General features: G+C 68.0%; 22 protein-coding genes. 6 read left to right on the forward strand and 16 right to left on the reverse strand.

Annotated elements, in window-relative coordinates; genetic code table 11:
- Positions 1-55: 55 nt before the first annotated feature.
- The 10 genes from LGM56_RS08805 to LGM56_RS08850 all read right to left on the reverse strand — a co-directional run bounded on the left by LGM56_RS08805 (position 56) and on the right by LGM56_RS08850 (position 14,390).
- The gene (locus tag LGM56_RS08805) at positions 56-1,075 is read right to left on the reverse strand and encodes a chemotaxis response regulator protein-glutamate methylesterase (RefSeq protein ID WP_089497458.1); all 1,020 of its coding nucleotides are present in this window, start codon (positions 1,073-1,075) and stop codon (positions 56-58) included.
- Positions 1,072-3,381 (reverse strand): hybrid sensor histidine kinase/response regulator, encoded by a 2,310-nt coding sequence (locus tag LGM56_RS08810; protein WP_089497459.1) that lies wholly within the window; start codon positions 3,379-3,381, stop codon positions 1,072-1,074. The genes LGM56_RS08805 and LGM56_RS08810 overlap by 4 nt, the downstream gene beginning before the upstream one ends.
- Positions 3,378-4,085 carry a chemotaxis protein CheW gene (locus LGM56_RS08815; RefSeq protein ID WP_226204177.1) on the reverse strand — a complete coding sequence of 236 codons (708 nt, stop codon included), beginning with the start codon at positions 4,083-4,085 and terminating at the stop codon, positions 3,378-3,380. Before LGM56_RS08815 ends, LGM56_RS08810 begins: the two co-directional genes overlap by 4 nt.
- Before the next feature lie 45 nt (positions 4,086-4,130).
- A complete protein-coding gene (locus LGM56_RS08820; protein WP_226204179.1) occupies positions 4,131-5,540 on the reverse strand; it encodes a CheR family methyltransferase in 1,410 nt (469 codons plus the stop codon).
- Positions 5,537-6,004, reverse strand: a complete 468-nt coding sequence (locus LGM56_RS08825; protein WP_264170849.1) for a chemotaxis protein CheW — start codon at positions 6,002-6,004, stop codon at positions 5,537-5,539. The genes LGM56_RS08820 and LGM56_RS08825 overlap by 4 nt, the downstream gene beginning before the upstream one ends.
- A 41-nt stretch (positions 6,005-6,045) precedes the next feature.
- Positions 6,046-7,722 carry a methyl-accepting chemotaxis protein gene (locus tag LGM56_RS08830; protein ID WP_089497463.1) on the reverse strand — a complete coding sequence of 559 codons (1,677 nt, stop codon included), beginning with the start codon at positions 7,720-7,722 and terminating at the stop codon, positions 6,046-6,048.
- Between the two features lie 124 nt (positions 7,723-7,846).
- On the reverse strand, positions 7,847-8,980 hold the full coding sequence (locus LGM56_RS08835; RefSeq protein WP_319000751.1) for a hybrid sensor histidine kinase/response regulator: 1,134 nt from the start codon (positions 8,978-8,980) through the stop codon (positions 7,847-7,849).
- Positions 8,981-9,460: 480 nt separating this feature from the next.
- The gene (locus tag LGM56_RS08840) at positions 9,461-11,044 is read right to left on the reverse strand and encodes a Na+/H+ antiporter (protein WP_089497465.1); all 1,584 of its coding nucleotides are present in this window, start codon (positions 11,042-11,044) and stop codon (positions 9,461-9,463) included.
- 242 nt (positions 11,045-11,286) lie between these two features.
- Complete coding sequence (locus LGM56_RS08845) at positions 11,287-12,720, reverse strand: aldehyde dehydrogenase family protein (RefSeq protein WP_226204183.1); 1,434 nt, start codon at positions 12,718-12,720, stop codon at positions 11,287-11,289.
- A gap of 29 nt (positions 12,721-12,749) precedes the next feature.
- Positions 12,750-14,390 carry an acetolactate synthase large subunit gene (locus LGM56_RS08850; protein WP_226204185.1) on the reverse strand — a complete coding sequence of 547 codons (1,641 nt, stop codon included), beginning with the start codon at positions 14,388-14,390 and terminating at the stop codon, positions 12,750-12,752.
- Between the two features lie 352 nt (positions 14,391-14,742).
- Between LGM56_RS08850 and LGM56_RS08855 the strand changes: the two genes are divergently transcribed.
- A complete protein-coding gene (locus LGM56_RS08855) occupies positions 14,743-15,060 on the forward strand; it encodes a type II toxin-antitoxin system RelE/ParE family toxin (protein WP_260431186.1) in 318 nt (105 codons plus the stop codon).
- A gap of 3 nt (positions 15,061-15,063) precedes the next feature.
- The gene (locus tag LGM56_RS08860; RefSeq protein WP_069251007.1) at positions 15,064-15,363 is read left to right on the forward strand and encodes an addiction module antidote protein; all 300 of its coding nucleotides are present in this window, start codon (positions 15,064-15,066) and stop codon (positions 15,361-15,363) included.
- 48 nt (positions 15,364-15,411) lie between these two features.
- Here LGM56_RS08860 and LGM56_RS08865 read toward each other — a convergent pair whose 3' ends face one another.
- The 5 genes from LGM56_RS08865 to andAc all read right to left on the reverse strand — a co-directional run bounded on the left by LGM56_RS08865 (position 15,412) and on the right by andAc (position 20,201).
- Positions 15,412-16,698 (reverse strand): DUF445 domain-containing protein, encoded by a 1,287-nt coding sequence (locus LGM56_RS08865; RefSeq protein ID WP_226204189.1) that lies wholly within the window; start codon positions 16,696-16,698, stop codon positions 15,412-15,414.
- A gap of 171 nt (positions 16,699-16,869) precedes the next feature.
- Positions 16,870-18,090: an anthranilate 1,2-dioxygenase system ferredoxin--NAD(+) reductase gene (gene andAa / locus LGM56_RS08870; RefSeq protein ID WP_226204191.1), complete on the reverse strand. Its 1,221-nt coding sequence runs from the start codon at positions 18,088-18,090 to the stop codon at positions 16,870-16,872.
- Complete coding sequence (gene andAb / locus LGM56_RS08875; RefSeq protein WP_006479527.1) at positions 18,080-18,406, reverse strand: anthranilate 1,2-dioxygenase ferredoxin subunit AndAb; 327 nt, start codon at positions 18,404-18,406, stop codon at positions 18,080-18,082. The genes andAa and andAb overlap by 11 nt, the downstream gene beginning before the upstream one ends.
- Positions 18,407-18,426: 20 nt before the next feature.
- Positions 18,427-18,912, reverse strand: a complete 486-nt coding sequence (gene andAd, locus LGM56_RS08880; RefSeq protein ID WP_089443060.1) for an anthranilate 1,2-dioxygenase small subunit AndAd — start codon at positions 18,910-18,912, stop codon at positions 18,427-18,429.
- 17 nt (positions 18,913-18,929) lie between these two features.
- Positions 18,930-20,201 (reverse strand): anthranilate 1,2-dioxygenase large subunit AndAc, encoded by a 1,272-nt coding sequence (gene andAc, locus LGM56_RS08885; protein WP_226204193.1) that lies wholly within the window; start codon positions 20,199-20,201, stop codon positions 18,930-18,932.
- Positions 20,202-20,414: 213 nt separating this feature from the next.
- On the opposite strand from andAc, the gene andR reads away from it, so the two are divergent.
- Positions 20,415-21,374 carry an anthranilate 1,2-dioxygenase regulatory protein AndR gene (gene andR, locus LGM56_RS08890; protein ID WP_089497471.1) on the forward strand — a complete coding sequence of 320 codons (960 nt, stop codon included), beginning with the start codon at positions 20,415-20,417 and terminating at the stop codon, positions 21,372-21,374.
- Between the two features lie 151 nt (positions 21,375-21,525).
- Here andR and LGM56_RS08895 read toward each other — a convergent pair whose 3' ends face one another.
- Positions 21,526-22,416 carry a LysR family transcriptional regulator gene (locus tag LGM56_RS08895; RefSeq protein ID WP_226204195.1) on the reverse strand — a complete coding sequence of 297 codons (891 nt, stop codon included), beginning with the start codon at positions 22,414-22,416 and terminating at the stop codon, positions 21,526-21,528.
- Positions 22,417-22,507: 91 nt separating this feature from the next.
- On the opposite strand from LGM56_RS08895, the gene LGM56_RS08900 reads away from it, so the two are divergent.
- Genes LGM56_RS08900 through catC form a run of 3 tightly spaced genes read left to right on the forward strand, consistent with a single transcriptional unit; the run spans position 22,508 to position 24,910 of the window.
- A complete protein-coding gene (locus LGM56_RS08900; RefSeq protein ID WP_226204197.1) occupies positions 22,508-23,641 on the forward strand; it encodes a muconate/chloromuconate family cycloisomerase in 1,134 nt (377 codons plus the stop codon).
- Positions 23,642-23,673: 32 nt separating this feature from the next.
- Entirely contained in the window at positions 23,674-24,576 is a 903-nt protein-coding gene (catA, locus tag LGM56_RS08905) for a catechol 1,2-dioxygenase (protein WP_039344784.1), read from the forward strand.
- Between the two features lie 43 nt (positions 24,577-24,619).
- Positions 24,620-24,910, forward strand: coding sequence for a muconolactone Delta-isomerase (catC, locus tag LGM56_RS08910; RefSeq protein ID WP_011355923.1), 291 nt, complete (start codon positions 24,620-24,622; stop codon positions 24,908-24,910).
- Positions 24,911-25,102: the final 192 nt, after the last annotated feature.

Here is a 25,102-nt window from a genome sequence, read left to right on the forward strand (position 1 = left end):
CGCCGCCCGCAATGCGACCACGGCACGGGACGGCGCCGCCCGCCCCTCGGCGCCGTCAGTCGCGCAGCGGACGCGCGATGCGCGAGATCAACTGGGGCGCGATCCGCTCGAGCGGCAGGATCGCCGACGCCGCGCCGATCGCCGCAGCCGCCTTCGGCATCCCGTAGACGGCGCTGGTCGCCTCGTCCTGCGCGATCGTGTAGCAGCCCTTCGCGCGCATCGCCTTCAGGCCGAGCGCGCCGTCGCGCCCCATGCCCGTCAGCAGCACGCCGAACGCCTCGCCCTGCCAGCCGTCGGCGACGCTGTTGAAGAACACGTCGATCGACGGCCGGTACGGCGTCTCGACCGGATGCCGCGTATAGCCGAGCACGCCGCGCGGCGACAGGGTCAGGTGATCGTTGGTCGCCGCGAGCAGCACCTCGCCGGCCTGTGGCATGCTACCCTGCCGCGCGACGCGCACCGGCAGCCGCGTATAGCCGTCGAGCCACTCGGCCATCCCGAGCGCGAACGCCTGGTCGACGTGCTGGACAATCACGATCGCCGCCGGAAAATCGGCCGGCAGCGCCCGCAGCAGCGCGGTCAGCGCGGTCGGGCCGCCCGCGGACGCGCCGATCGCAACGAGCGTCGGCTGGCCGCGCTCGGGCGCCGGCCCCGGCGGCACGAGCGCCGCGGTGCGGCTTTCGAGCAGCCGGCCGATCTGGTCGATCTTCGCGAGCAGAGCCTGCGGCGACGCATCGGTCGACAGACCGAGCGCGAGCGTCGGCGTATCGACCGCATCGAGCGCGCCGGCGCCCATCGCTTCGTACACCGACGATGTATTCGCGCTGACGCTCGCCGTCACGATCAGGATCGCGCACGGCGCACGCGCCATGATTCGGCGCGTCGCGGCCACGCCGTCGACCTTCGGCATCACGAGGTCCATCAGCACGACATCGGGCGGATGCGCGACGCAGAAATCCACCGCCTCGTCGCCGTCGGTCGCGACCCACAGCACGCGGTGGTCCGCGCGCAGCGCGATCACGCGGCGCAGCGCCTCCACGGCCAGCGGCAGGTCGTTGACGATGCCGATGTTCATCCTCGCGCGTCCCCGATCAGGTCATGCACGGCGTCGAGCAACGCCTCGTCGTGGAAGCTGCTCTTCGCGAGGTAGTAGTCGGCGCCCGCATCGAGCCCGCGACGGCGATCCTCGTCGCGATCCTTGTACGACACGATCATCACCGGCAACCGCTTGAGCATCGGATCGCCCTTGATCAGCGTGACGAGCTCGATGCCGTCCATGCGCGGCATGTCGACGTCCGTGACGACGAGATCGAACCCATCGCTGCGCACCGCGTTCCAGCCTTCCATCCCGTCGACCGCGACCGTCACGTCGTAGCCGCGCTTTTCCAGCAGCTTGCGTTCGAGCTCGCGCACCGTCAGCGAATCGTCGACGACGAGCACGCGGCGGCGCCGGTCGGCGAGCGCGAGTTGCGGATCACGCGTGAGCCGCGCGAGCTGCCCGCCGCGCACGAGCTTGTCGACCGAGCGGATCAGATCCTCGACGTCGACGATCAGCACCGGGTCGCCGTTCTCGAGCAGCGCGCCGGCCGCGATGTTCTGGATCTTGTTCAGGCGGCTGTCGAGCGGCTGCACGACGAGCATCCGCTCGCCGAGGAAGCGGTCGACCGCGACGCCGTACAACTCGGGCTCCCCGCCGACTACCACGACCGCCGTGCTCGTGCGCGCGACGTCGGGCTCGCCCGCGTCCAGCAACTGGTGCGCAGCGACGAGGCCCGCGCGCCGGCCGTCGAACGGGAAATGCGGCTGCCCTTCGAGCACGTCGATGTCGTCGTGCGCGAGTTCGAGCGTGCGGCGCACGTGCGCGAGCGGAAACGCATACGGCTCGCCGCCCACTTCGACGAGCAGGCTGCGGATCACCGACAGCGTGAGCGGCAACTGCAGCACGAAGCGCATGCCCGCGCCCGGCTCGTTGAAGATCCTCACCGCGCCGCGCACGCCGCGCACCATCTCCTGCACCGCGTCGAGCCCGACGCCGCGGCCCGACACGTCGGTCACCGCATCGCGCATCGAGAAGCCCGGCAGCAGCAGGAATTCGAGCAGTTCCGGATCGGACAGCCGCGCGGCCGTCTCGTCGTCGGTCAGGCGCTGGCGCACGACGGCCGCGCGCAGCGCGTCCATGTCGACACCGGGCCCGTCGTCGATCACGCTGACCAGCAGCGAGCCGGCGCTGTGGCGCGCCTCCAGCGTCACGCTCGCCTCGGCCGGCTTGCCGCGCGCACGCCGTGCGTCCGGCGAATCGACACCGTGGTCGATCGCGTTGCGCAGCAGGTGGCCGAGCGGCGCGTCGAGCAGGTCGAGGATGTCGCGGTCGACCTGCGTGCCCTCGCCGACGATCGAGAAACGCACCTGCTTGCCGAGCGAGCGGGCGAGATCGCGGACGATGCGCGGGTACGCACGTGTCGCGTCGCCGAACGGCCGCATCCGGCACTGCAGCGCTTCGTCGTACAGCTGCTCGGCGATATGCGTGCTGCGCCGCTCGAAACGGTCGAATTCGTCCATGCGCTCGGCAAGCGAACGCTGCAGGTCGTTGAGCATGTGCCGCACTTCGTTCATCGACGCGAGCATGCCCGCGTCGAGATCGTCGGCGAATTGTTCGTACATCAAATCGAGCGACCGGGCCGCGTCGCGCTGGGCGCGCTTCACGCGCAGCATCGATTCGGCGAACGGCTTGAGCCAGCGCGATTCGACCAGCGATTCGCCGGACAGGCTCAGCAGCCGGTTCAGCGTATCCGCACGCACGCGGCGCATCGCGCCGGCGCCGGCCACGCGGCCGGCCTGGGCCGGATCGGGCACGCCGCCCGATACCGCAAGCGGCGGCACCGCGGCGCTGGCCCCGACGGGTTCGTTCGCGGCGCCGTCGTGCTCCCGAAACGGCACGACCGACGGCGGCACCGGCGGCGGGGCCGCGACCGCCGCCTGCATCGCCTGCGCGCCGTCGGCGCCGGTCAGCGCCGCCGCGAACACGTCGATCTCCGTCTGCGTGACGGGCTGCCCTTGCGGATCGCCGACGCGCACCAGCAGATCGACGCCCGCCAGCAGCACGTCGACGTGCGTGGCCGTCAGCGCGATCGTGCCGGCCTGCGCGGCGACGAAGCACTCTTCCATCCGCCCCGCGATATCGACGCCGAGCGGCACGCCGACGATGCGCGCGGCGCCCTTCAGCGAATGCGCGGCGCGCATGCATGCCTCGAGCGCGACGGAATCGGGTTCGCCCGATTCGAGCGCGAGCAGCCGCTCGGACAGCGCCTGGGTCTGCGTGCGCGTCTCCTCGCGATACAGCTCGAGCAGCGACAGGTGGCTCAGGTCGTCATCGCCGCTCATCGCATGCTCCGTGTGACTGCGTCGAACAGGCGGTCGTCGTCGAGCAGGCCCACCGACTTGCCGCGCCACGACAGCACGCCGCGCGACAGGCCGGCGCTCGCGCGCCCGACCGTCGCCGGCACCGGCACCCAGTCGGCGGCGCCGAAGCGCAGCACGCCCTCGACTTCGTCGACCGGAAACACGACCGGCTCGCCCTGGTGCGCCGCCACCAGCAGCCGCGTGAAGCGGCCGTCGTCACCGTCGCTGCCGCCCTTGCCGGCATCGAGGCCGAGCAGCGCGCCGATCGAGATCGCGATGCGCAGCGTGCCGCGGATATTGACCACGCCGCGCACGGCCGAATGGCGGCGATGCGGCAGCGAATGAATCGGGCGCGTGCCGGCGATCTCGCGCAGCACGCCGATCGGCAGCGCGAGCCATTCGTCGGCCACGCGGAACGCCAGCGCCGCGTGGTGCGTATCGGCATCGGCGCCGTGCACGTGCGGCGCGCCGGGTGCGCTCATCCGGCGCGTGGTGTCGGCCATCTCGGCACTGTCGAGCGGGCGCTCGAGCAGCTTCGCCGCGTGATACGCGTACACCGGGCAGTTCAGGCAGCGCAGGCAGTCGTTCAGCCGCTCGCACGTGCGGTCGCCGCGCGTGCCGATCCGGTTCCAGCAATCGTCGACGTCGATCGTCGTCTCGTCAATGGCAGCGGCGGCGCGGTTCATGGATTCCTCTGGTCATCGCGGTATCGTTCCCAACCCATCGTCTTGTCAGCCGGCCGAGCGCCGTGCGCGCTCGAGCAGCCATTGCGCGCCCGCACGATCGCCGCCGACGTCGAGCAGCGTCGCGAGATGGGTCAGCGCTTCGTGGTGCGTGGGCCGCAGGTACAGCGCCTTCCGGTAGAAGTCGCCGGCTTCGGCGGCGCGTCCGCGCGCGTCCGCGATCAGCCCGTTCAGGTAGAACGCATCGGCATGCGGACCGACGCGCGCCGAAAACTGCGCGAGCACGCGCTCGGCCTCGTCGAACGCGCCGGCATTCGCCAGCGCCTGCGCGTCTTCCAGCGTCGGCGCGGCGCGCTCCGCAACCGGTGCGTTCGACGCGGCCGGTTCGGCCGCCGTCACCGGCAGGTCGCCCCGTGCGTCGAACGCGGCCGCGTGCATGGCGGGCGGCGCCGCCGCGAACGGCTGACGCGTGTCGCCGAGCCACGCCGGCGGCGCGACCGCCAGCACCGAGCGCGTCGCCGCGAGCGGCGCGACCGTGAAACGCTCCGCGCGCCGATACGGCGCGGCCGCCGCCAGCGGCGCCGCCGGCCGGGCCGCGAATACATCGCCCGCCGCCGCGGCGGGCTCGCGATGAAACGCGAACGCCAGCGGCACGCGCGCCGAGCGCATCCCGTGCCGCATCGCGACGCCCGTTTCGGCGGGACCGACGAACAGCATGCCGTCGTCGGCCAGACGCGCGTCGAGCGAGCGGATCACGCGATCCTGCGCGTCGCGATCGAAGTAGATCAGCACGTTGCGGCAGAACACGAAATCGTAGCGAATGCCGGTATCCACGGCCGGTTCGACGAGATTCGACTGACTGAACTGCACGCACGCGCGCACGCGCTCGTCGAGCAGCCAGCCGTCGCGGGTCGGCGTGAAGTGCCGCGCGCGAAACTCCGTCGCGGTGCCGCGGAACGCATTGCGCCCGTAGCAGCCGAGCCGCGCCTGCTCGATCGCGCGCGTGCTGAGGTCGATCGCGTCGATCGTGAAGCTGGCCGGGTCGAGCCCCGCGTCGAGCAGCGCCATCGCCGCCGAATACGGCTCCTCGCCCGTCGAGCACGGCGCGCTCAGCACGCGGATCACCCGGCCCGGCAGCGCGGCGAGCCGCTCCGTCGCGAGCCGCGCGAGCGTCGCAAAGGCCTCGCGGTCGCGGAAGAACCAGGTCTCGGGCACGACGAACAGCTCGATCAGCGCACGCCGCTCGTCGGCCGACGCATTGAGCTGCTGCCAGTAAGCGTCGAGCGCGTCCTGCGTGACGGGCGGCCGCGCCGCCGACGGCAGACGCTCGCCGTCCGCCTGCAGCGCGTGCACGCGTTCCGTCAGCGCGCGGGTCAGGAAATCGTTGCCGAGCGAATCGGGGTCGATGCCGGTCTCGCGCAGCAGCCAGCCGCGAAATCGCGATTCGGACTCTTTCATGCGGACTCTCCCCCGTGGCCCGGCAGGCCGTCGAACAGATACAGGCGCGCGACGTCGTCGATCAGGTCGGACACCGATACCTGCTGCACGACGCCATCGGGCGTATTCGCGACGGGCCCGAGCCAGCGCGTGCGTGCGGTCGAGATGCCGCTCGAGCGGAACGCCGCGCGGTCGATCCGCATCGTCTGCGTCGCGCGCTCGACGATCAGCCCGATCGTGCGCTCGCCGCCCGCTTCGTCCGCTCGATAGCGGACCAACACGAGCCGCGTCGAGCGCAGCGCATGGGCGCGGCGCCCGAGCGCCAGCATCGGCACGTCGATCACCGGCACCGGCTGGCCGCCGCGCATCAGCAGCCCGGCGATCCAGTCGGGTGCGCCGGGCACGGCCTTCGTGACCGCGAGCGGCAGCACCTCGTCGATGCCGGCTGCGTCGAGCGCATAGCGCCCGCCATCGAGCTCGAACATCAGGAACAGCGCGTGGACGCCGTTCTGCGGGTCGGCGCGCGTCACGCGTCGACCTTGAAGCGCGACACGCTGGTGCGCAACTGGTTCGCGACGAGCGTCAGGTCGTCGATCGCCTGCGACGACTGGCGCAGCGACTCGGCCGTCTGCTGCGCGGCCTCCGACAGCTGCGACAGCGCCTGCGTGATCTGCTCGGCGCCGTTCGCCTGCGTCTGCATCCCTTCGTTGACCATCTGGAAGCGCGGCGCGAGCGTCTGCACCTCGGCGATGATCTGCGACAGCTGCCCGCCGACCTGCTGCACGTCGAGCATCCCGCGGCGCACTTCCTCGGAGAACTTGTCCATCCCCATCACGCCCGCCGACACCGCCGACTGGATTTCCTTCACCGTCTGCTCGATGTCGTAGGTCGCCACCGCCGTCTGGTCGGCGAGGCGGCGGATCTCGGTCGCGACGACCGCGAAGCCGCGGCCGTATTCGCCGGCCTTCTCGGCCTCGATCGCCGCGTTCAGCGACAGCAGGTTGGTCTGGTCGGCCACCTTGGTGATCGTCGCGACCACCTGGTTGATGTTCAGCGCCTTCTCGTTGAGGATCGCGAGCTTCGCGTTCACCGAACCGGCCGCGTCCATCACGCTGCGCATCGTCTCGCCCATCCGCGTGAGCCCGCTCTGGCTCACGCCCGCGAGCGTCGCCGACTGCTCGGCCACGCCGGCCACCTCGTTCATCGTGCGCAGCAGGTCGCGCGACGTCGCGAAGATCTCGCGCGAGGTCGCGCCGATCTCGGTCGTCGTCGCCGCGGTTTCGTTCGCGGTCGCCTGCTGCTCGCGCGACGTCGCCGCGATCTCGGCCACCGACGTCGTCACCTGCAGCGACGATTGCTGCGCGCGGGCGACGAGCTCGGTCAGCTCGTCGGCCATCCGGTTGAAGCCCGTCTCGAGCGTGCCGAATTCGTCGCGGCGGCGCAGGTCGAGGCGGCGCGTCAGGTTGCCGGTGCGCATCACGTCGTGCACCTCGACGAGCCGCGCCATCGGGACGGTCACCGACCGGTACAGCAGGTAGCCGAGCCCGAGCGCGGACAGCAGCATGATCGTCAGCGCGCCGACGAGCACGACCTCGGTGTCCTGCACGGATTCGCGGATCAGCTTCGCGGACTGCTCGGCGAACTTGCGGTTTTCCTGCACCAGCACGTTCGCGTTGCGCACGACCTCGGTCCACGCGGGCAGCACTTTCCCGTACGCGGCGACGGCCTCCTCGCGCGACACGCGGCTCTTCTGCACGGCGTCGTTCAGCAGCGGCACGTAGTGGTCGAACGCGCCGCGGAACGCCGCGAAGCGCTGCCGGTCGTCGTCGCGGAACGTCGTGCTCTGATAGTCGACCGACAACGCCTCGACTTCCTTCAGCGCATCGGCGATTTTCGCTAGATCGCGATGCACGCTGTCGGGATCGGTTTCGACGAACGTCGCCTGCTGCAGCAGCATGAACGATTCGTTGACCGAACCGCGCAGCGACGATGCAAGGTAGACGCCGGGCAGCGAGTCGCGCTCGATGCTGACGGCTTCGCTGTTGATCGCGCGCAGTCGCTCGTAGGACACGCCGGCTGTCACCAGCATCAGCACGAACAGCACGCCGAAGCTGAGCAGGATGCGATTGCCGAGCGTCAGCCGGGCAGCGCCGATCGTCGGATGCAGGCTTTCATTGGTCGCGCGGGGCGTCACGGTGGCCATGTTCGTTATGGGCTTTATAAAATCAGCGTTGAAAAAATCCACGCCCGCCGGCGCGCCGGACGGCGCACCACGAGCACATCAGGGTCTCTCGGGCAGCACGGCGCCGGCAGGCCGCGCCGCGACATCACCGCTCCGCTTGCGCCGGCAGCCGAAGCGCGACCATGAAGCCGCGCGCGGTATTGCGCATCAGGATCTGGCCGCGATGCCGCGCCGCCGTCGCGCGGACGAACGCGAGCCCGAGGCCGAAGCCGCCGCGCGCCGCGCCATGCGCGGATTCGAGCTGCACGAACGACTCGGTCGCGGCCGTGCGCTGCGCCGGCGCGATTCCCGCGCCGGTGTCCTCGACACCGATCAGCCAGGCGCCGTCCTCGCTGCCCAGCGTGCAGTGCACGTCCGTGCCGGCCGGGCCGTACTTCAGCCCGTTGTCGATCAGGTTCGCGACCGCGCGCGTCAGCATCATGCGGTCGCCCATCGTCACGCATTCGGTATCGGGCACGTGCGCGGCGACCCGGCTGCCGAGCCCGGCCGCCTTCTCCCACAGCTGGTCGACGGCGTCGAGCACGATCTCGTTGAGACTCACGACCTCGTGCGCGCGGCGCTCGGACTGCGCGCGGGTCAGGTGGATGAAGCCGTCGGCGAGCGCGAGCGCGCGCCGCGCATGGCCGGCAATGCGCTCCATGATCGCCGGCATCTCGCCGTGCTCGGCCCGGTAGACGTCGAGCAGCGCGAGGATCGACGTCTGCGGCGAACGCATGTCGTGCGACAGGAAATCGAGCGCCTCGTCGCGCTGCCGGGACATCAGGTAGGAATTCGAGTGATAGCGGATGCGGGCAGCCAGCTCCATCGCGTCGGGGAGCTTCACCAGATAGTCGTTCGCGCCGGCGATGAACGCCTCGCGCTTGACGATCGGCTCCTCCTTCGCGGACAGCACGATGATCGGCACGCGAGCGGTGCCGGCGTCCGCACGCCACGCGCGGACCAGATCGAGGCCGTCGATCTCCGGCATCACGAGATCCTGCAGGATGACCGTCGGCTTCACGTCGCGCGCGACCGCCATCGCCCGGTGCGCGTCGGTGCACACGTGCAGGTCGATGTCATGTTCGCTGCGCAGCGCGCGGCGGATCACCTCGCCGACGAACGGTTGATCGTCGACGAGAAGGACCGATAACCCCGATTCAAGACAATCCGAGGCATTATCACCGCTCGATTCTTTCATAAATACAGTTTCAAACGCCGATTCTCCAATCGATTCTTTCATAGGAGTTGTTTATCAGACTTGGACGCTATCTTATTTCAGCGGTTGAAAACCCCGCCTGATTCCGCCGAATTGGCCTGTCGGCACCGCCTTGCAGGGTTTTGGACGCCGATTTCTCCCCGTTGGCGGCCGTATTACCTCCGCATCCTTTCTCTCAATAAACATAACCGGCTGATTCTAAATGAAATTAGAACACAGCATCTATCTCAATCCGGTTTAGTTTTGCCAAATATGCAGAAAGAGACGGAAACAGTTAAATCGGATCATTTCCGGATTCGAAACACGATAACGTTTGCGAGACCCGCGCGATAAGGCTTGCATGCGCTGCAAGGCTGCCTGCCGCCGCATTTGAGGGCCGGATGAATATCCGTCGAATCGGCGGGCGCGCGAAAGAAAAAAGCGCGCCGGGCAACGATCGACCGGGCGCGCTTCGGGCCGGCTGACGCCGGCCGCTCGATGGCGACGTGACGAAGGTGTGCGGCCCTACCCGCGCGCGTGCTGCGCGGACACTTCCTGCAGGTCGAGGTCGCGTTCGAGCGCGTGCAGCATCTCGTCGTGGATGCGCCCCGAACGGTGCAGGCGCAACAGTTCCGCGCGCCCGGCCCGGATCGCGGCCAGCACGACGTCGTAGTGCGCGGCACGCACTTCAGCCGGATACGTGGGCTCGTTCTTGGTCCTTTCCGTCAATTCCGCGCGATACGTGTACTGCTCGAGCAGGCGCGGATGGATCACGACCCCGTTCTCGTCGCGCACGAGCGGCTGGATCGCCGCGAGCTGCGCCGCCTCGACGTATGCCCACGTCTGCGGCTCGGTCAGGTGGTGCGACGCGCGTTCTTCGCGCTGCGGCAGGCGCAGCAGCCGGATCAGCGGCCCGATCGTCGTGCCCTGCAGCAGCACGGTGACGAGGATCACCGCGAACGACGCGACCAGGATCACGTCGCGGCCGGGCATCGCCTCGGGCAGCGACAGCGCGATCGCCAGCGTGACGACGCCGCGCATCCCGGCCCAGCTCATGATCGTCGCGGCCTTCCAGTCGGGCGCTTCGCCGCGCCGCGCGATCCCGCGCACCGGCCACTTCAGCGCCTCGACCGCGTAGATCCACACGAAGCGCGATACGATCACCGCCGCCAGCACCGCGAGCATCGGCGGCACCATCGTGGCGAGCACCTGCTCGAAACCGCCGAGCCGGTGGATCGCGCCGCGCAGCGACAGCCCGATCAGCACGAATACCATCGCTTCGAGCAGGAACACGATGACCTGCCAGAACGCGGTGCCGCGCGTGCGCACCGCCGCCGAGAACACCTCGTGCTGATGCCAGCCGACGATCATGCCGGCCGTGACCGTGGCGATCACGCCGGACACTTCGACCATTTCCCCGGCGATATACGCGATCCAGCCGGCGATCACCGCGACGGTGATCACGAGATAGTCGTCGTCGAGCAGCTTGAGGAACCACACGACGAGCTTGCCGACCGCGAAGCCGACCACCACGCCGCCGAGCCCGAGCTCCGCGAAACCCACGACCGCGTGGCCGAGGCTGAAGGTGCCCGACAGCGCCGCGACGACCGCGAAGCGGAACAGCACGAGGCCGGCCGCATCGTTCAGCAGGCTTTCGCCTTCGAGCAGCACCATCAGCCGGCGCGGCAGCGCGACGCGCTCGAGCACGGCCTTCGCTGCCACGGCGTCGGGCGGCGACACGATCGCGCCAAGTGCGAAGCACGCGGCCCACGGCAGCGACGGCGCCACCCAGTGCACGGCGAAGCCGACCGCGAACGTCGTGAACACGACCGCGCCGATCGCGAGCAGCAGGATGCCGCCGACGTTGCGCTTGAACTCCTCCCACACCGAGAAGTACGCGCCGTCCATCAGCAGCGGCGGCAGGAACACCAGCAGCACCAGTTCCGGATCGAGATTGATCGGCGGCAGGCCGGGAATGAACGCGATGCCGATGCCGCCGATCAGCAGCGCGGCCGCGGGCGGCAATCGCAGCCGCTTGGCGATGCATTCGAGCGCGACGATCGCGAGAAATGACAACAAAACCAGCTTGAATGCCGAGACGGGGGACATGAATCGACCTCGTGAAGAATGAATTCGCGCGTTCCGGTGTCGTACCCCGGTCGGCAGTTTCGCGCGATTACATCACGAGGCGAGGCCCGCAGTCGAGCGCGTTCGAGCCGCCCGCCGTGCGAGGCGGTCACGGTGCGGGCCCGGCGCCTGCCCAATGCGCGCGGCGCCATGAAAAACGGCACGCGGGCCGGCCCGATCGCCCGCCCGCGTGCCGTCGCGGCACCGCGCCGCCTGCCCGCGCGTTACCGGCGCCGCACGACCATCAGCCGCGGCTCGGTCATGTCCTCGATCGCGTAGCGGATCCCTTCGCGGCCGAGGCCCGAATCCTTCACGCCGCCGTACGGCATGTTGTCGACGCGGAACGACGGCACGTCGTTGATCACGACGCCGCCGACCTCCAGCTCGTCCCACGCGCGCTGCGCATGCGCGAGCGAGTCGGTGAACACGCCGGCCTGCAGCCCGAAGTCGCTGTCGTTCACGCGCGCGAGCGCCTCGTCGAACCGGTCGAACTTCTCGAGGATCGCAACGGGGCCGAATGCCTCCTTCCGGTACAGGTCCTGCTCGTGCCCGACGTTTTCCAGCAGCGTCGCCTCGAACATCGCGCCATCGACCTTGCCGCCGGCGACGATCTTCGCGCCCGCCGCGACGGCCGCGTCCATCCAGCCCGACAGCCGGCGCGACTCGGATTCCGAGATCATCGGGCCGACGAACGTCGACGGATCCTTCGGGTCGCCCATCTTCAGCGAACGCGTCTTCGCGATCAGTTTCTCGCGCAGCGCATCGTACAGGTCGGCATGCACGAGGATCCGCTGCACGCCGATGCAGCTCTGGCCCGACTGGTAATACGCGCCGAACGCAAGGCGCTCGACCACGTAGTCGAGCTGGTCGCGCTGATCCGCATCGACGATCGCGGCCGCGTTGCCGCCGAGCTCCAGCACGACTTTCTTCTTGCCGGCCTTCTCCTTCAACGCCCAGCCGACGGCCGGCGAACCCGTGAACGACAGCAGCTTGAACCGCTCGTCGGTCGTGAACAGGTCGGCACCGTCGCGATGCGCGGGCAGCACCGAGAATGCGCCCTTCGGCAAGTCGGTTTCCGCGAGCACCTCGCCGATGATCAGCGCGCCGATCGGCGTGCGGCTCGCCGGCTTCAGCACGAACGGACAGCCGGCCGCGAGCGCGGGCGCCACCTTGTGCGCGGCGAGATTCAGCGGGAAGTTGAACGGCGAGATGAACGAGCACGGGCCGACCGGCACGCGCTTCGTGTAGCCCGTATAGCCCTGCGCACGCGCGGAGATCTCGAGGTTGATGATTTCGCCGTCGATACGCACCGATTCCTCGGACGCCACGCGGAACGTGTCGATCAGCCGCGTCACTTCGCCCTTCGAATCGTTGATCGGCTTGCCGGCCTCGATGCACAGCGCCTCGGCCAGCTCGTCGAAGCGCTCGCGAAAGCGCGCGACGCAATGGTCGAGCACGGCCTGCCGCTTGTAGGCCGGCAACTCGCGCATCGGCTTCGCGGCATCGACCGCCGCGCTGATCGCCGCGTCGATGGCCTTCGCGTCGGCCAGCGCGACGCGTGTCGCGACCTTGCCGCTGAACTTGTCGGTCACCTCCAGATCGGTGTTCGCGTAGACGGCCTCGTTGGCGAGGTAGTACGGATAGGTTTCCTTCAACATGGAACGACTCCTTCCTGTGAACGTAACATTCAGAGTTGCGCCGACAGGCGCTTGATCTCGCGGTTCAACACGCGCTCGTTGTCCGAATAGTCGATCGGCACGTCGATCACGTGCACGCCCGGCGACGAGAAACACTCGCGCAGCAGCGGCTCGAGATCGTCGGCCGATTCGACGCGGTGCCCGCGCGCGCCGTAGCTTTGCGCATACGCGACGAAATCGGGGTTCTGCAGCGTCATCGCGAAATCGGGGAAATTCATGTTCTCCTGCTTCCAGCGGATCATCCCGAACGCGTCGTCGCGCAGGATCATCACGACGAGGTCGAGCTTCAGCCGCACCGCGGTTTCGAGCTCCTGCGAATTCATCATGAACCCGCCGTCGCCGCACACGGCGATCACCTTGCGCTGCGGATGCACGATCTTCGTCGCGATCGCCGACGGCAGCCCCGCCCCCATCGACGCGAGCGCGTTGTCGAGCAGCAGCGAATTCGGCTCGTGCGCGCGCCAGTAGCGCGCGAACCAGATCTTGTACATCCCGTTGTCGAGACAGACGATGCCGTCGACCGGCATCGCGCTGTACAGATCGTTGACGATCCGCACCGGGTACATCGGGAAGCGCGAGTCGTGCTGCCCTTTCTGCAGATGCGCGTCGAAATGCGCCTTGATCATCCGGAAGCGCTCGAAATCCCAGTGCGATTGCGGCGTCACCGCTTCCTTCATCTGCCACACCGCGTTCGCGATGTCGCCGACCACCTCGATCTGCGGGAAATAAACCGGATCGACCTGCGCGCCGAGGAAGTTCACGTGGATCACGGTCTTGTCGTCGGTACGCATGAAGAACGGCGGCTTCTCGATCACGTCGTGACCGACGTTGATGATGCAGTCCGCATGCTCGATCGCGCGGTGCACGAAATCGCCGTCGGACAGCGTCGCGTTGCCGAGCCACAGCGGATGCGTCTCGTCGATCACGCCCTTGCCCATCTGCGTCGTGAAGAACGGGATGCCCGTCTTGTCGACGAATTCGAGCAGCATCTTGCAGGTGGTCTTGCGGTTGCCGCCCGCGCCGATCATCAGGAGCGGATGCCGCGCGGCCTGGATTGCGTCGACCGCATGCGCGACCGCCTTCTCCTCGGCCACCGGCCGCCGGCTGTAGCTGCGCGGGATCGGCTTGCCGTCGCCCTCCTCGTGCGCGATGTCTTCCGGCAGCTCGAGGTGCGCGGCGCCCGGGCGCTCTTCCTCCGCGCGGCGGAACGCCTCGCGTATGGCCGACGGGATATTGCCGATCGACACGATCTGCCGCGTGAACTTCGTGAGCGGCTGCATCATGTCGACCACGTCGACGATCTGGAAGTGGCCCTGCTTGCTGGACTTGATCGGCTTCTGCCCGGTGATCATCAGCATCGGCATGCCGCCGAGCTGCGCATAGGCGGCGGCCGTCACGAAGTTCGTCGCGCCGGGCCCGAGCGTGGCGATACACACGCCGGTGCGGCCCGTCAGGCGGCCGTAGGTGGCGGCCATGAATCCGGCCGCCTGCTCGTGCCGGGTCAGCACGAGCTTGATCTTCGATCGCCGCAGCGATTCGAGCAGATCGAGGTTTTCCTCGCCGGGAATGCCGAACACGTACTCGACGCCTTCGGCTTCCAGCGCCTTCACGAACAGATCCGATGCTTTCATGGGGGACTCTCGGTTGATGCCGCCTGCCCGGCCTACGGACACGCAGCGTTCAGAACGCGCGCCGGCCTACGGCACGCGGACGCTTTACCTACTGGACACAAACCACGGCACTGCCCGCCGCGCGGCACGCGCTGCACGGCGGCGCCTCCGGCTACCGGAGGACAAACGGATCCGCCCGCGCGCGGCAAACACGCACGGGCGGCAAGAACGTTTTTGATTGTAGACGGATTCGGAAGATCCCGACTTCGGCCGAACGGCCATTTGGCACACAAGCGAAGCGCGTGGCCCTACTGTGGCGGCATCGAAATTCGACCCATCAGACTTGTGAACCATGGTTGACATACTGCAATCCATGCCCTACAGTGCGCCTACGTTCAGCATCCGGACCACCGACGTCTTCGACACCTGGTTTGCCGGCCTGCCGGATCGCGTCGCGAAGCGCCGCATCCAGGCACGCATCGACCGCCTCTCGATGGGCAATCCGGGCGACTGGAAGTCCGCCGGCTCGCCGGTCGTCGAGATGCGGATCGACCACGGCCCCGGCTATCGCGTCTACTACGTCCGGCGCGGAACGATCTGGGTCATCCTGCTCTGCGGCGGCGATAAATCGACGCAACAGGCCGACATCCGCGCCGCGCACGCGATGCTCGCGCATCTCGACATGGAGTAACCGATGGACAAGATCAGCACCCGGCCGTGGGATTCGGCCGATCATCTGAAAACCGAAGACGACATGGCCGACTACTTCGAAGCGTGCCTGCAGGAAGGCGGCGACGATCCGGCCTTCATCGCGCATGCGCTCGGCGTGATCGCACGGGCACGCGGCATGTCGCAGGTCGCGCGCGATGCGGGCCTGTCGCGCGAAGGGCTGTACAAGGCACTGTCGCACGACGGCAACCCGAGCTTCGGCACGATCCTGAAGGTCATCAAGGCGCTCGGCCTGCAGCTGCACGGCTCGAAAGCGCACGCATGATGCGCGGGCGCGGCCCGTCTCGCCCGCCGCGCGATACCCATGGCCGCGTCAGTGCAGCCAGCCGGCCGCCCAGCGCGGCACCAGCGACACCAGATACAAGCCGAGCCCGATCAACCCGCCGACCAGCGTGCCGTTGATGCGGATGTATTGAAGATCCTTGCCGATGTTCAGCTCGATCTGCCGCGACATCTCGCGCGCGTCCCAGTTGCGCACCGTGTCGCGGATGTGACGCATCAGGAAATCCGCGAAATCCGGCGCCATCTCGTGCACGGCCTTCTCCACGTGCTCGTTCAGCGACGCACGCAATGCCGGGCTCTCCGCGAGCCGCGCACCGAGCCAGCCGCCGAGCATCGCGGCCTGCCGGTGCAGCGCCGAATCGGGGCGCGCGAGATCGGCCTTCAGCCACGCGCGCAACTGATCCCACAGGTCGCGCACATAGTCGTTGAACGCGGCGCCGTCGCGGACATAGCGCTTGATCTCCTCGCCCTTCTCGATGAACGCGGGATCGTGCTTCAACCGCTCGGTCAAGCGCAGGACCGTCCGGTCGAAACGTTGCCGCAGTTCGTGCTCGGGATCGGCCGTCACGCCTTCCAGCACACGGCTCACCGCGCTCGCGAGCATCCGCGCGCCGTTCTCGCCGAACCACTGCGTCGGCATGATCTTCTCGACCTTCGGGTACTGCGTCTTCAGCCATTCGACGATGAAGCCCGCGATCACCTCGCGGTTCTCCTCCTTGTCGAGCACGTCGACCACCTGTTCGATCGCGTCGTCGAGCAGCACCTGGTGGCGGCCGTCCTTCGTCAGCGTGTCGAGGATCGCGCCGGCCGATTGCGACAGGTCGATGCGGTCGATCACCGCGCGAAACGCGTCGTGCACGAACGACTGGATCCGCGCGTCGTCGGTCATGTCGAGCGCGAAACTCATCAGCTTCGTCACGTAGCCACCGAGCGCCTCGGTGTTCGCCGGCTCGCCGAGCCACGCGCCGAGTTTCTGCGCGGGATCGTGCTGGCGGATCTGCGCGGCGAGTGCGTCGGGGCCGAGGAATTTCTCGCGCACGAACACCGCGAGGTTGTCGGCGATCTTGTCCTTGTTCTTCGGAATGATCTCGGTGTGGCGCGACACGAACGGGATCGGCACGCGGCGGAACAGCGCGACGACCGCGAACCAGTCGGCGAGCGCGCCGACCATCGCGGCTTCGGCCACGGCCTTGACGCCGTCGACCCACGGGCCGCGCGGCAGCAGGATCGTCGTGACGAACACCGCGACGGCGGCCAGCAGCAGCCACAGCGCGCGGCGCTTGCTGCGTTTCAGTTCGAGGGCTTTGTCTGGCGTCATGGGCAACCGGTCGGGCGAACGATGCCGCTAATATGCACCGGTTGCGGGGCTGCCGACAAACATTGCTGCCCCCTTCGCGCGGGGCAGCGCCCCGCCGGAGCCGACCGACGGAGCGCGCACGGCGCCGGCCGGCATCGCTGCCGTAAGCCGCCCCGGACGACCGAACGCCCGCTACATGAACGTCTTCAGGTTCACCCCCGGATCCGCAAGCTTCACCGGATCCGGCACCGCCCCCGCCGCGATCAACCGGCGCGATGCGCCGATGTCGCGCCCCAGGTTCGCCGCCGCCACCGCGACGATCCTGCCGTCATCCCCCAGGCCGAACACCGTGAACGGCCCGCTCGCCGGATCGCCGCGCACGACGATCGTGCGCTCGCTGCCGAACAGCCCGAGCATCTGCAGGTTGCAGTCGTACTGATCGGACCACAGCCACGGCAGCTCGGCATAAGTCTCGTCGGCGCCGAGCAGGTTCGCGGCCGCAACCGCCGGCTGGTTTTCGGCCACCTGCCACGATTCGATCCGCACGTGACGCCCGAGCAGCGGATTGAAGTGCATCGTCACCTCGCCCGCCGCGAAGATCGCCGGATCGGCCGTGCGGCAGCCCGCGTCGACGCGAATCCCGTTGTCGACATCGAGCCCCGCTGCTTGCGCCAGCTCGACATTCGGCACCACACCGATGCCGACCACGACGAGATCGGCCGGCACGTCGCCGTGATCGGTCTCGACGATCGCGCCGCCGCCCGGTGCGCGACGGATCGCGCGCGGCAGCGTCGCCATCTGGAAGACCACGCCGCGCGCATCGTGCAACTGATGCGCATACGCGCCGACCACTTCCGGCAACGCGCGCTGCAGCAGGCGCGGCGCCGGATCGATCACCGTCACGTCACACCCGAGCTGGCGCGCCGCCGCCGCGACCTCCAGCCCGATGAACCCGCCGCCGAGCACCGCCACGCGGCGGCCCGGCGCAAGCTGCGCGCGCAACGCACGTGCATCGTCGACCGTGCGGACGTAATGCGGCGTGACGCCTGCGTCGATCTCACCACCGAACATGCGCACCCGCGAGCCCGTCGCGAGCACGAGCCGCGCATAAGCCAGCGTCGTGCCGTCGTCGAGCCGCACGCGCTGCGCATCGCGCTCGATCGCATCGACACGCGTACCGAGCCGCAGCTCGATGCGCTGCACGTCGTACCACGCGGCGTCGCGCACGAACGCACGCTGCTCGCCGCCGTCCGTCAACAGTGCGTCCTTCGACAGCGCAGGCCGGTCGTACGGCAGCTCGCGCTCCGCGCCGATCATGACGATGCGCGCCGCCGCGTCGCGCTCGCGCAGCGCTTCGGCCGTGCGCCGCGCGGCATGCCCGGCGCCGACGATCACGAACGGATCAGCCGACATTGACTTCCACCTGCCCGTCGACGATCCGGATCGGATAGGTCCGCACCGGCTCCGTGATCGGCGCGCATTTCGGCGCGCCGGTGCGGATGTCGATCAGCCCCTGGTGCAGCGGACATTCGACGCAGCCATCCTCCACGTAGCCTTCGGACAGCCGCGCATGGCCGTGCGTGCAGAGATCGTGCATCGCGAACAGTTCGTCGCCGATCCGGAACACGGCGATCGGTTTCTGGCCGGCGACGCGCGCCGCCGGTTCGTCTTCGGAGAATTCGTCGAAAGCGCCGAGCGGATGCCACTCGGCGAGCGTTGCTTCGGTCATGTCGGTTCCTTGCTTCCGTATCAGATCGGGGTGGCGAGCAGCGTCTGCACGCGCGACGTGTCGTAGATCACCCGCTTGGTCTTGTAGCGCAGCCCGTCCGGCGTGCGCACGACCGTGTCGTAGTACTTGCCGGCCTGGTACACGTTCGACTCGCCGTTGCTGCGCGTCTGCACGACGACGTAGTTGCTCTCGGTATCGATCTCGCCGTCGCGTTCCGCGACGATCGTGAGGCCCGACGTCATGTGCCGGTACGTGTGCTCTTCGTAGATGTTCGCGTGCCGCAGCGACACCACGCGGTCGCGCAGCATCCGCTGGTTCGTGCAGTGGACGATCCCGACCGGCAGCCCGAGGTCGGCGTTTTCCTTTGGCACGATTTCGTACGTGCAGTCCTCGGTGAACATCGTCGGCCATGCTTCGAGCCGGTCGTTGTCGAGGTGCCCGATATAGCGGTTCTGGAGCATGTAAATCTCGAACCACGTCTTCATGTCTTCCGTCAGGTTTTCCATCGTTCCGCGCTCCCGCTTCAATAGCCCATCAGCTTCTGGTAGCCGACCCAGAACTTGCGGATCAGGCTTTCGGTGATCACCGTGTCCTGCTGGTCCGGATTGCCGCGCGACATCTCGATCACCGACGTCGCGTCGCCGTCGCGCACCGTGCCGCGCTGCACGAGCTCGGTCGCCTCCGTGTCCTCCATCGAGATGTAGCCGGCCGGCCCGACGAGGTTCGCCTGCTTGATGCGCAGCGCGCGCAGCTCGGGCGTATCGTCCGCGTAGCCGAAGAAGTGGAAGATCAGTTCGAAGTTGTCGGGGCCTTTCGGCAGGATCTGCCGTGCGACCAGCGTGTTGTGGATCTGCTGGATCACGAGCTGCGGGAAGATCGGCTGGATATGGTTCGTGCAGTCCTCGTCGTATTCCGACACGAGGTCGAGAATCGATTCGTCTTCCAGATGAAAGCCTTCGTCGAACGAGCGGATGTTCTGCTGCTTGTACGCGGCCGACGTGTCGTCGCCCGTCTTCGTCACCGTGATGATGCTGTGCAGCCCGTGGTTCGCATCCGGGATCGAGCGCGCCTTCATCCCCACGCGGAAGATGTTGAAGGTCGTATGGAACAGGTGCAGCATGCTCGCGTGATACGGATCCTTCACGTTCTCCATGTACAGCTTCCAGTTCGACTTCGAATACTGGCGCGTACAGCCGAGATACTCGATCGGCTTGTGGAAGATCCGGTCGATCCACGGGCGCATCTGCTCGCCGAGATAGTCGGGCAGCGGCATCACGTCGTCGCTGAAGGTGGCGAACACGAGCCCGCGGTAGCTGTCGACGCGCAGCTTGCGCAGCCCGTGCTGCTTCGGGTCGAAGTCGGCCGGCATCCCGGACATCCCCTTCTGGCCGCGCCGGAACGGCACGCCGAGCAGGTTGCCGGAATTGTCGAAGCTCCACTGGTGATAGACGCAGGTGTGCGAGCTCGCGTTGCCGCGCGACTTGCGGCACACCTGCGCGCCGCGATGCGCGCAGCGGTTCACCCAAGCGGACAGCGCGCCGTCCTCGGTGCGCGTGACGACTACCGGCGTGTCGCCGACGAACGTGCTCTTGAAGTCGCCGGCGTTCGGGATTTCCGCTTCCAGCGCGACGAAGTTCCACGTCGGGCCGCGGAAGATGCGTTCCTGCTCGCGATCGTAGACCGCGCGCGAGCTGAACACCTTGTACGGCACGCGCGAGCCGTCGTCGTGCGGAAAATCCACGTCGGACGCGTCGCCGCGCGCGGCGAAAACGACGGGCGATTCTGTCTGCTCCATGTCGGACTCCTTGTCGATCCGTTGCGTTGAATGCATGGAGCCGATTTTTGAAAAGCTAATATTCGCCGTCTATCCGGAAAGTGCGATTGCGGCGGTGCAATATCCACTTTCGGCGGATTTCTGCGCTAGCATGACGGCACACACGACCCGGCGCACGATCGCGACCCATTGATCGGATCGACGCGCACGCCGTCCACACCAAGGCTGATGCCCATGTCCCCAACGTCGTTCGAGCCGCTCGCGCTGCGCGCGCACCGGCTGTTCGAATCCCGCGATCTCGACGAGACGCGCGAGCGGATCTCGCGCGTGATGCAGCCGCATGCGCTGCTGCCGAGCGGCCGCACGCGGGGTGCGTCGCACATGGATTTCGTCAGGCTCGGCGGGCTCGGGATCGGCACGATCGCGTTCGGCGATGCAATGCGCGTGCAGGTCGACGCGGTCGACGGCTACTACCTGCTGATGTTCTGCCTGTCCGGCCAGGCCGAGGTGCGCGCGATGGGGCGGCAGCTCGGCGTCGACGGCCAGACCGGCGTGCTGTGTGCGCCCGGCGAACGCTTCGACGCGGTGCTGTCGGCCGATTGCGAGCAGTTCGTGCTGCGCATCGACGCGGCGACCGTCGGCTCGCTGACCGGCGACCCGCGCGCGACGCTCGATCCCGTGCTGCACGTCAGCGACGCCGCGCTCGCCGCGTGGCGCCAGCAACTGATGCTCGTCGCCCGCTCGCCCGAACTGCTCGAACGCGCGAGCGCGAACCCGCGCGTCGCCTCTCAGCTCGAGCATCTTCTGATCGACCTGCTGATCGAGGGCCACCCGCCGTCCGTGCTGCAGGCGTCGCACCGCGACCCGGCGCCGGGCTTCGTGCGCCGCGCGCAGGAGTTCGTGAACGCGCACTACGCGCAACCGCTGCAACTCGCCGATATCGTCCAGGCCGCCAACGTGCCGGAACGGACGCTGCGCGACGCGTTCCTGCAGTTCCGTGGGATGAGCCCGATGCAATACCTGCGCGCGACGCGGCTCGACCACGCGCGCGAGCTGCTGCGCGGCGCGGTGTCCGACCGGCGGATCGCCGATGTCGCGCTCGATTGCGGGTTTACGCACCTGGGGCGGTTCGCGATCGCGTATCGGGAGAAGTTCGGGGAATCGCCGTCGGAAACGCTCGACGGGAAGCGGTGACGTCGTCGCGCATGCGCGCGCGGCCGGCGTGCTTGCACGGCTGGCCCGCGACGTTGAACGAAACGGCACGAGATCACGATGCCCTCTCGGCGTTTGCCGGCGTTCGCCGAAACCGACCGTTAGTTGCGATTTATAGCGGCGACGACGATCGTCACCCCACCGGCACGATCATCTCCCGCGCAATCGCGCAAAACGCGGCCGTCGCCGCGCTTTCTCCGTGCAGCCGGCGGCTCATGATGATCGGCGACGTCGCGGCCGGCTCCGGCAACCGCCGGTAGACCACGCCCTTCACGCGCACGCCCTCCACGCTCTCCGGCACCAGCGACACGCCGACCTGCGCGGCCACCAGCCCGAGCGCCGTCTGCAGCTCGCGCACCTCGTGAACGGCCGCCGGCACCAGCGCGCCGTCGCGCAGCGCCGACAGCTGCTGATCGGCGAAGCTCGGCCGCGGCGTGCTCGGATAGACGATCAGCGTCTCGCTCGCGATGTCCGCGAGCGTCAGCGGCCGGGCCGGATCGGCGAGCCGATGCCCGACCGGCAGCGCCGCGATCAGCTTTTCCTCGATCAGCGCCTCGCGCACCAGCTGGTCGTCGTCGAAGCGCAGCCGGCCGAAGCCCACGTCGATCCGCCCGCCTTTCAACGCCCCGAGCTGCTCGAGCGTGAACATCTCGATCAGCGACAACTCGACGTCCGGCTGCGCCTCGCGAAACGCGCGGATCACGTCCGGCAGCGCGCCGTACAGCGTCGACGGCACGAAGCCGATCACGATCCGCTCCGACAACTGCGCGAGCCGCCGCGTCAGCGGGCCCAGTTCGTCGGCCTGATCGACGAGGCGCTTCGCCTGCGCATAGAACACGCGCCCCGCATCCGTCAGTTTCAGCGGCCGCGCGCCGCGCTCGAACAGCGGCAGTCCGATTTCGTCCTCGATCGCCTGGAGCTGGCGGCTGAGCGGCGGCTGCGTCATGTGCAGCCGCTCCGCCGCCCGCGTGATGTTCATTTCCTCGGCGACGGCGATGAAGTAGCGGAGCTGACGCAATTCCATTTCATGCCTCAAAGGTATGGAAGTAGTCGGAAAGAGTGTTGGACGACGCGGGGCGGGAATTCCTACCATGTGCACCAACAGGAGGAATCGCATGATAGCAACTGCCGCCACCATCGAACGCATCGAGACGCTGCTCGTCGACGTGCCAACGATCCGGCCCCACAAATTGTCGGTCGCCACGATGAATTGCCAGACCCTCGTGCTGGTGCGTGTTCGATGCACGGACGGTATCGAAGGTGTCGGCGAGGCGACCACCATCGGCGGTCTCGCGTACGGCGAGGAGAGCCCCGAAAGCATCAAGGTCAACATCGACACCTACTTCGCGCCGCTGCTGCAGGGCATGGACGCGACCCGCCCGGGCGCTGCGCTGGCGCGCGCCCGCAAGCTGTTCCAGGGCAACCGCTTCGCGAAGTGCGCGATCGAGACCGCGCTGTTCGACGCGCAGGCGCGCCGCCTCGGCGTGCCGCTGTCGGAACTGTTCGGCGGCCGCCGGACCGATGCGATCGATGTCGCCTGGACGCTCGCGAGCGGCGACACGCAGCGCGACATCGCGGAAGCCGAGGCGATGCTCGACGCGCGCCGCCACCGAGCGTTCAAGCTGAAGATCGGCTCGAACGCGGTGGCCGACGACGTCGCGCACGTGATCGCGATCAAGCGCGCGCTCGGCGAACGCGGCGACGTGCGTGTCGACGTGAACCAGGCATGGAGTGAAACCGACGCGATCTGGGCCGGCGCGCGCTTGGCGGAAGCCGGCGTGAGCCTCGTCGAGCAGCCGATTGCCGCGACCAACCGCGCGGGACTGAAACGCCTCACGCAACTGGCGCAGGTGCCGATCATGGCCGACGAGGCATTGCACGGCCCCGTCGATGCGTTCGCGCTCGCGCAGGATCGCGCGGCCGACGTGTTCGCGGTGAAGATCGCGCAATCGGGCGGCCTGCAGGGTGCGGCGAGCGTCGCGTCGATCGCGGCGGCGGCCGGCATCGAACTGTACGGCGGCACGATGCTCGAGGGCGCGGCCGGCACGATGGCGTCCGCGCAGCTGTTCAGCACGTTCGACTCGCTGAAATGGGGTACCGAGCTGTTCGGCCCGCTGCTGCTCACCGAGGAGATCCTCGTCGAGCCGCTGCGCTACGCGGATTTCAAGCTGCACCTGCCGGCAGCGCCCGGCCTCGGCATCACCTTCGACTGGGCCCGCATCGAACGGATGCGACGCGACGCCCGCTGATCCCCATACGACAACCGAAACCGGAGACACAGATGAACAAGCAAGCCATCGACGCACTGCTGAAGACCTTCGACGACGCCGCCGAGAAGCCGGGCAACCCGCGCGTGCGCGCGATCGTCAACCGTATCGTGAAAGACATCTGCTACACGATCGAGGACTTCGACGTGCAGCCGAGCGAATTCTGGACGGCGCTGAACTACCTGAACGAAGCCGGCCGCGAATTCGGGCTGATCGCCGCGGGCCTCGGGCTCGAGCGCTTCCTCGACGTCCGCATGGACGAAGCCGAGGAAAAAGCCGGCATCCAGGGCGGCACGCCGCGCACGATCGAAGGGCCGCTGTATGTCGCCGGTGCGCCGGAATCGGTCGGCCATGCGCGTCTCGACGACGGCACCGATCCGGGCCAGACGCTCATCATGCGCGGCCAGGTGCTCGGCCAGGACGGCGCGCCGATCGCGAACGCACTGGTCGAGGTATGGCACGCGAACCATCTCGGCAACTACTCGTACTTCGATCAGTCGCAGCCCGCGTTCAACCTGCGCCGCTCGATCCGCACCGACGCCGAAGGCCGCTACAGCTTCCGCAGCGTGCTGCCGGTCGGCTACAGCGTGCCGCCGGGCAGCAAGACCGAGCAACTGCTCGACCAGCTCGGCCGCCACGGCCATCGTCCGGCGCACATTCACTTCTTCGTTTCGGCGGACGGTTATCGTAAGCTGACGACGCAGATCAACATCGATGGCGATCCGCATCTGTGGGACGACTTCGCCTTCGCGACGCGCGACGGGTTGATTCCGCCGGTGAAGCAGGCCGAAGGCGCGGAAGGCAAGCCGTATGGCGTCGACGGTCAGTTCGCGCTGATCGACTTCGATTTCTCGCTGCTCAAGGAAAAGCAGGACGTGCCGGGCAGCGAAGTCGAGCGGGCCCGCGCGCAGGCGTGAGCGACCTTCCGATTCGACGAACCGACAACGCAAGGAGTGCAGGATGCTGTTTCATGTGGAAATGACCGTCCGTCTGCCGACGGACATGGATCCGGTCAAGGCGGCCACGCTGAAGGCGGAAGAAAAGGCGATGTGCCAGCGGCTGATGAACGAAGGGACCTGGCGGCATCTGTGGCGCATCGCCGGGCAGTATGCGAACGTCAGCATCTTCGACGTCGAAAGCGTGCAGCAACTGCATGACCTGCTGAGCCAGTTGCCGCTGTTCCCGTATATGGAGATGGAAGTGCGGGCGCTGTGCCGGCATCCGTCTTCGGTGCGGGAAGATGATCGGTAAGCGGAGCTGCCTGCGCAGGTAGCCGCATCGCGGCCTCAGCTACACGCTAAACGGGCGACCCGCAGGGACCTATCCGTGATTTCGTGGGCGAGGCATATCATGAGGTGTAAAGGCCATGGATATGCCGATGAAGAAAAAGAGACAAACTGTAGCGCGTCAGGCAGCGGCCCGAGGGCCGCTGCCTGAACTGCC

The sequence above is a fragment of the Burkholderia sp. AU38729 genome (assembly GCF_020419725.1).
Classification (GTDB): Bacteria; Pseudomonadota; Gammaproteobacteria; order Burkholderiales; family Burkholderiaceae; genus Burkholderia.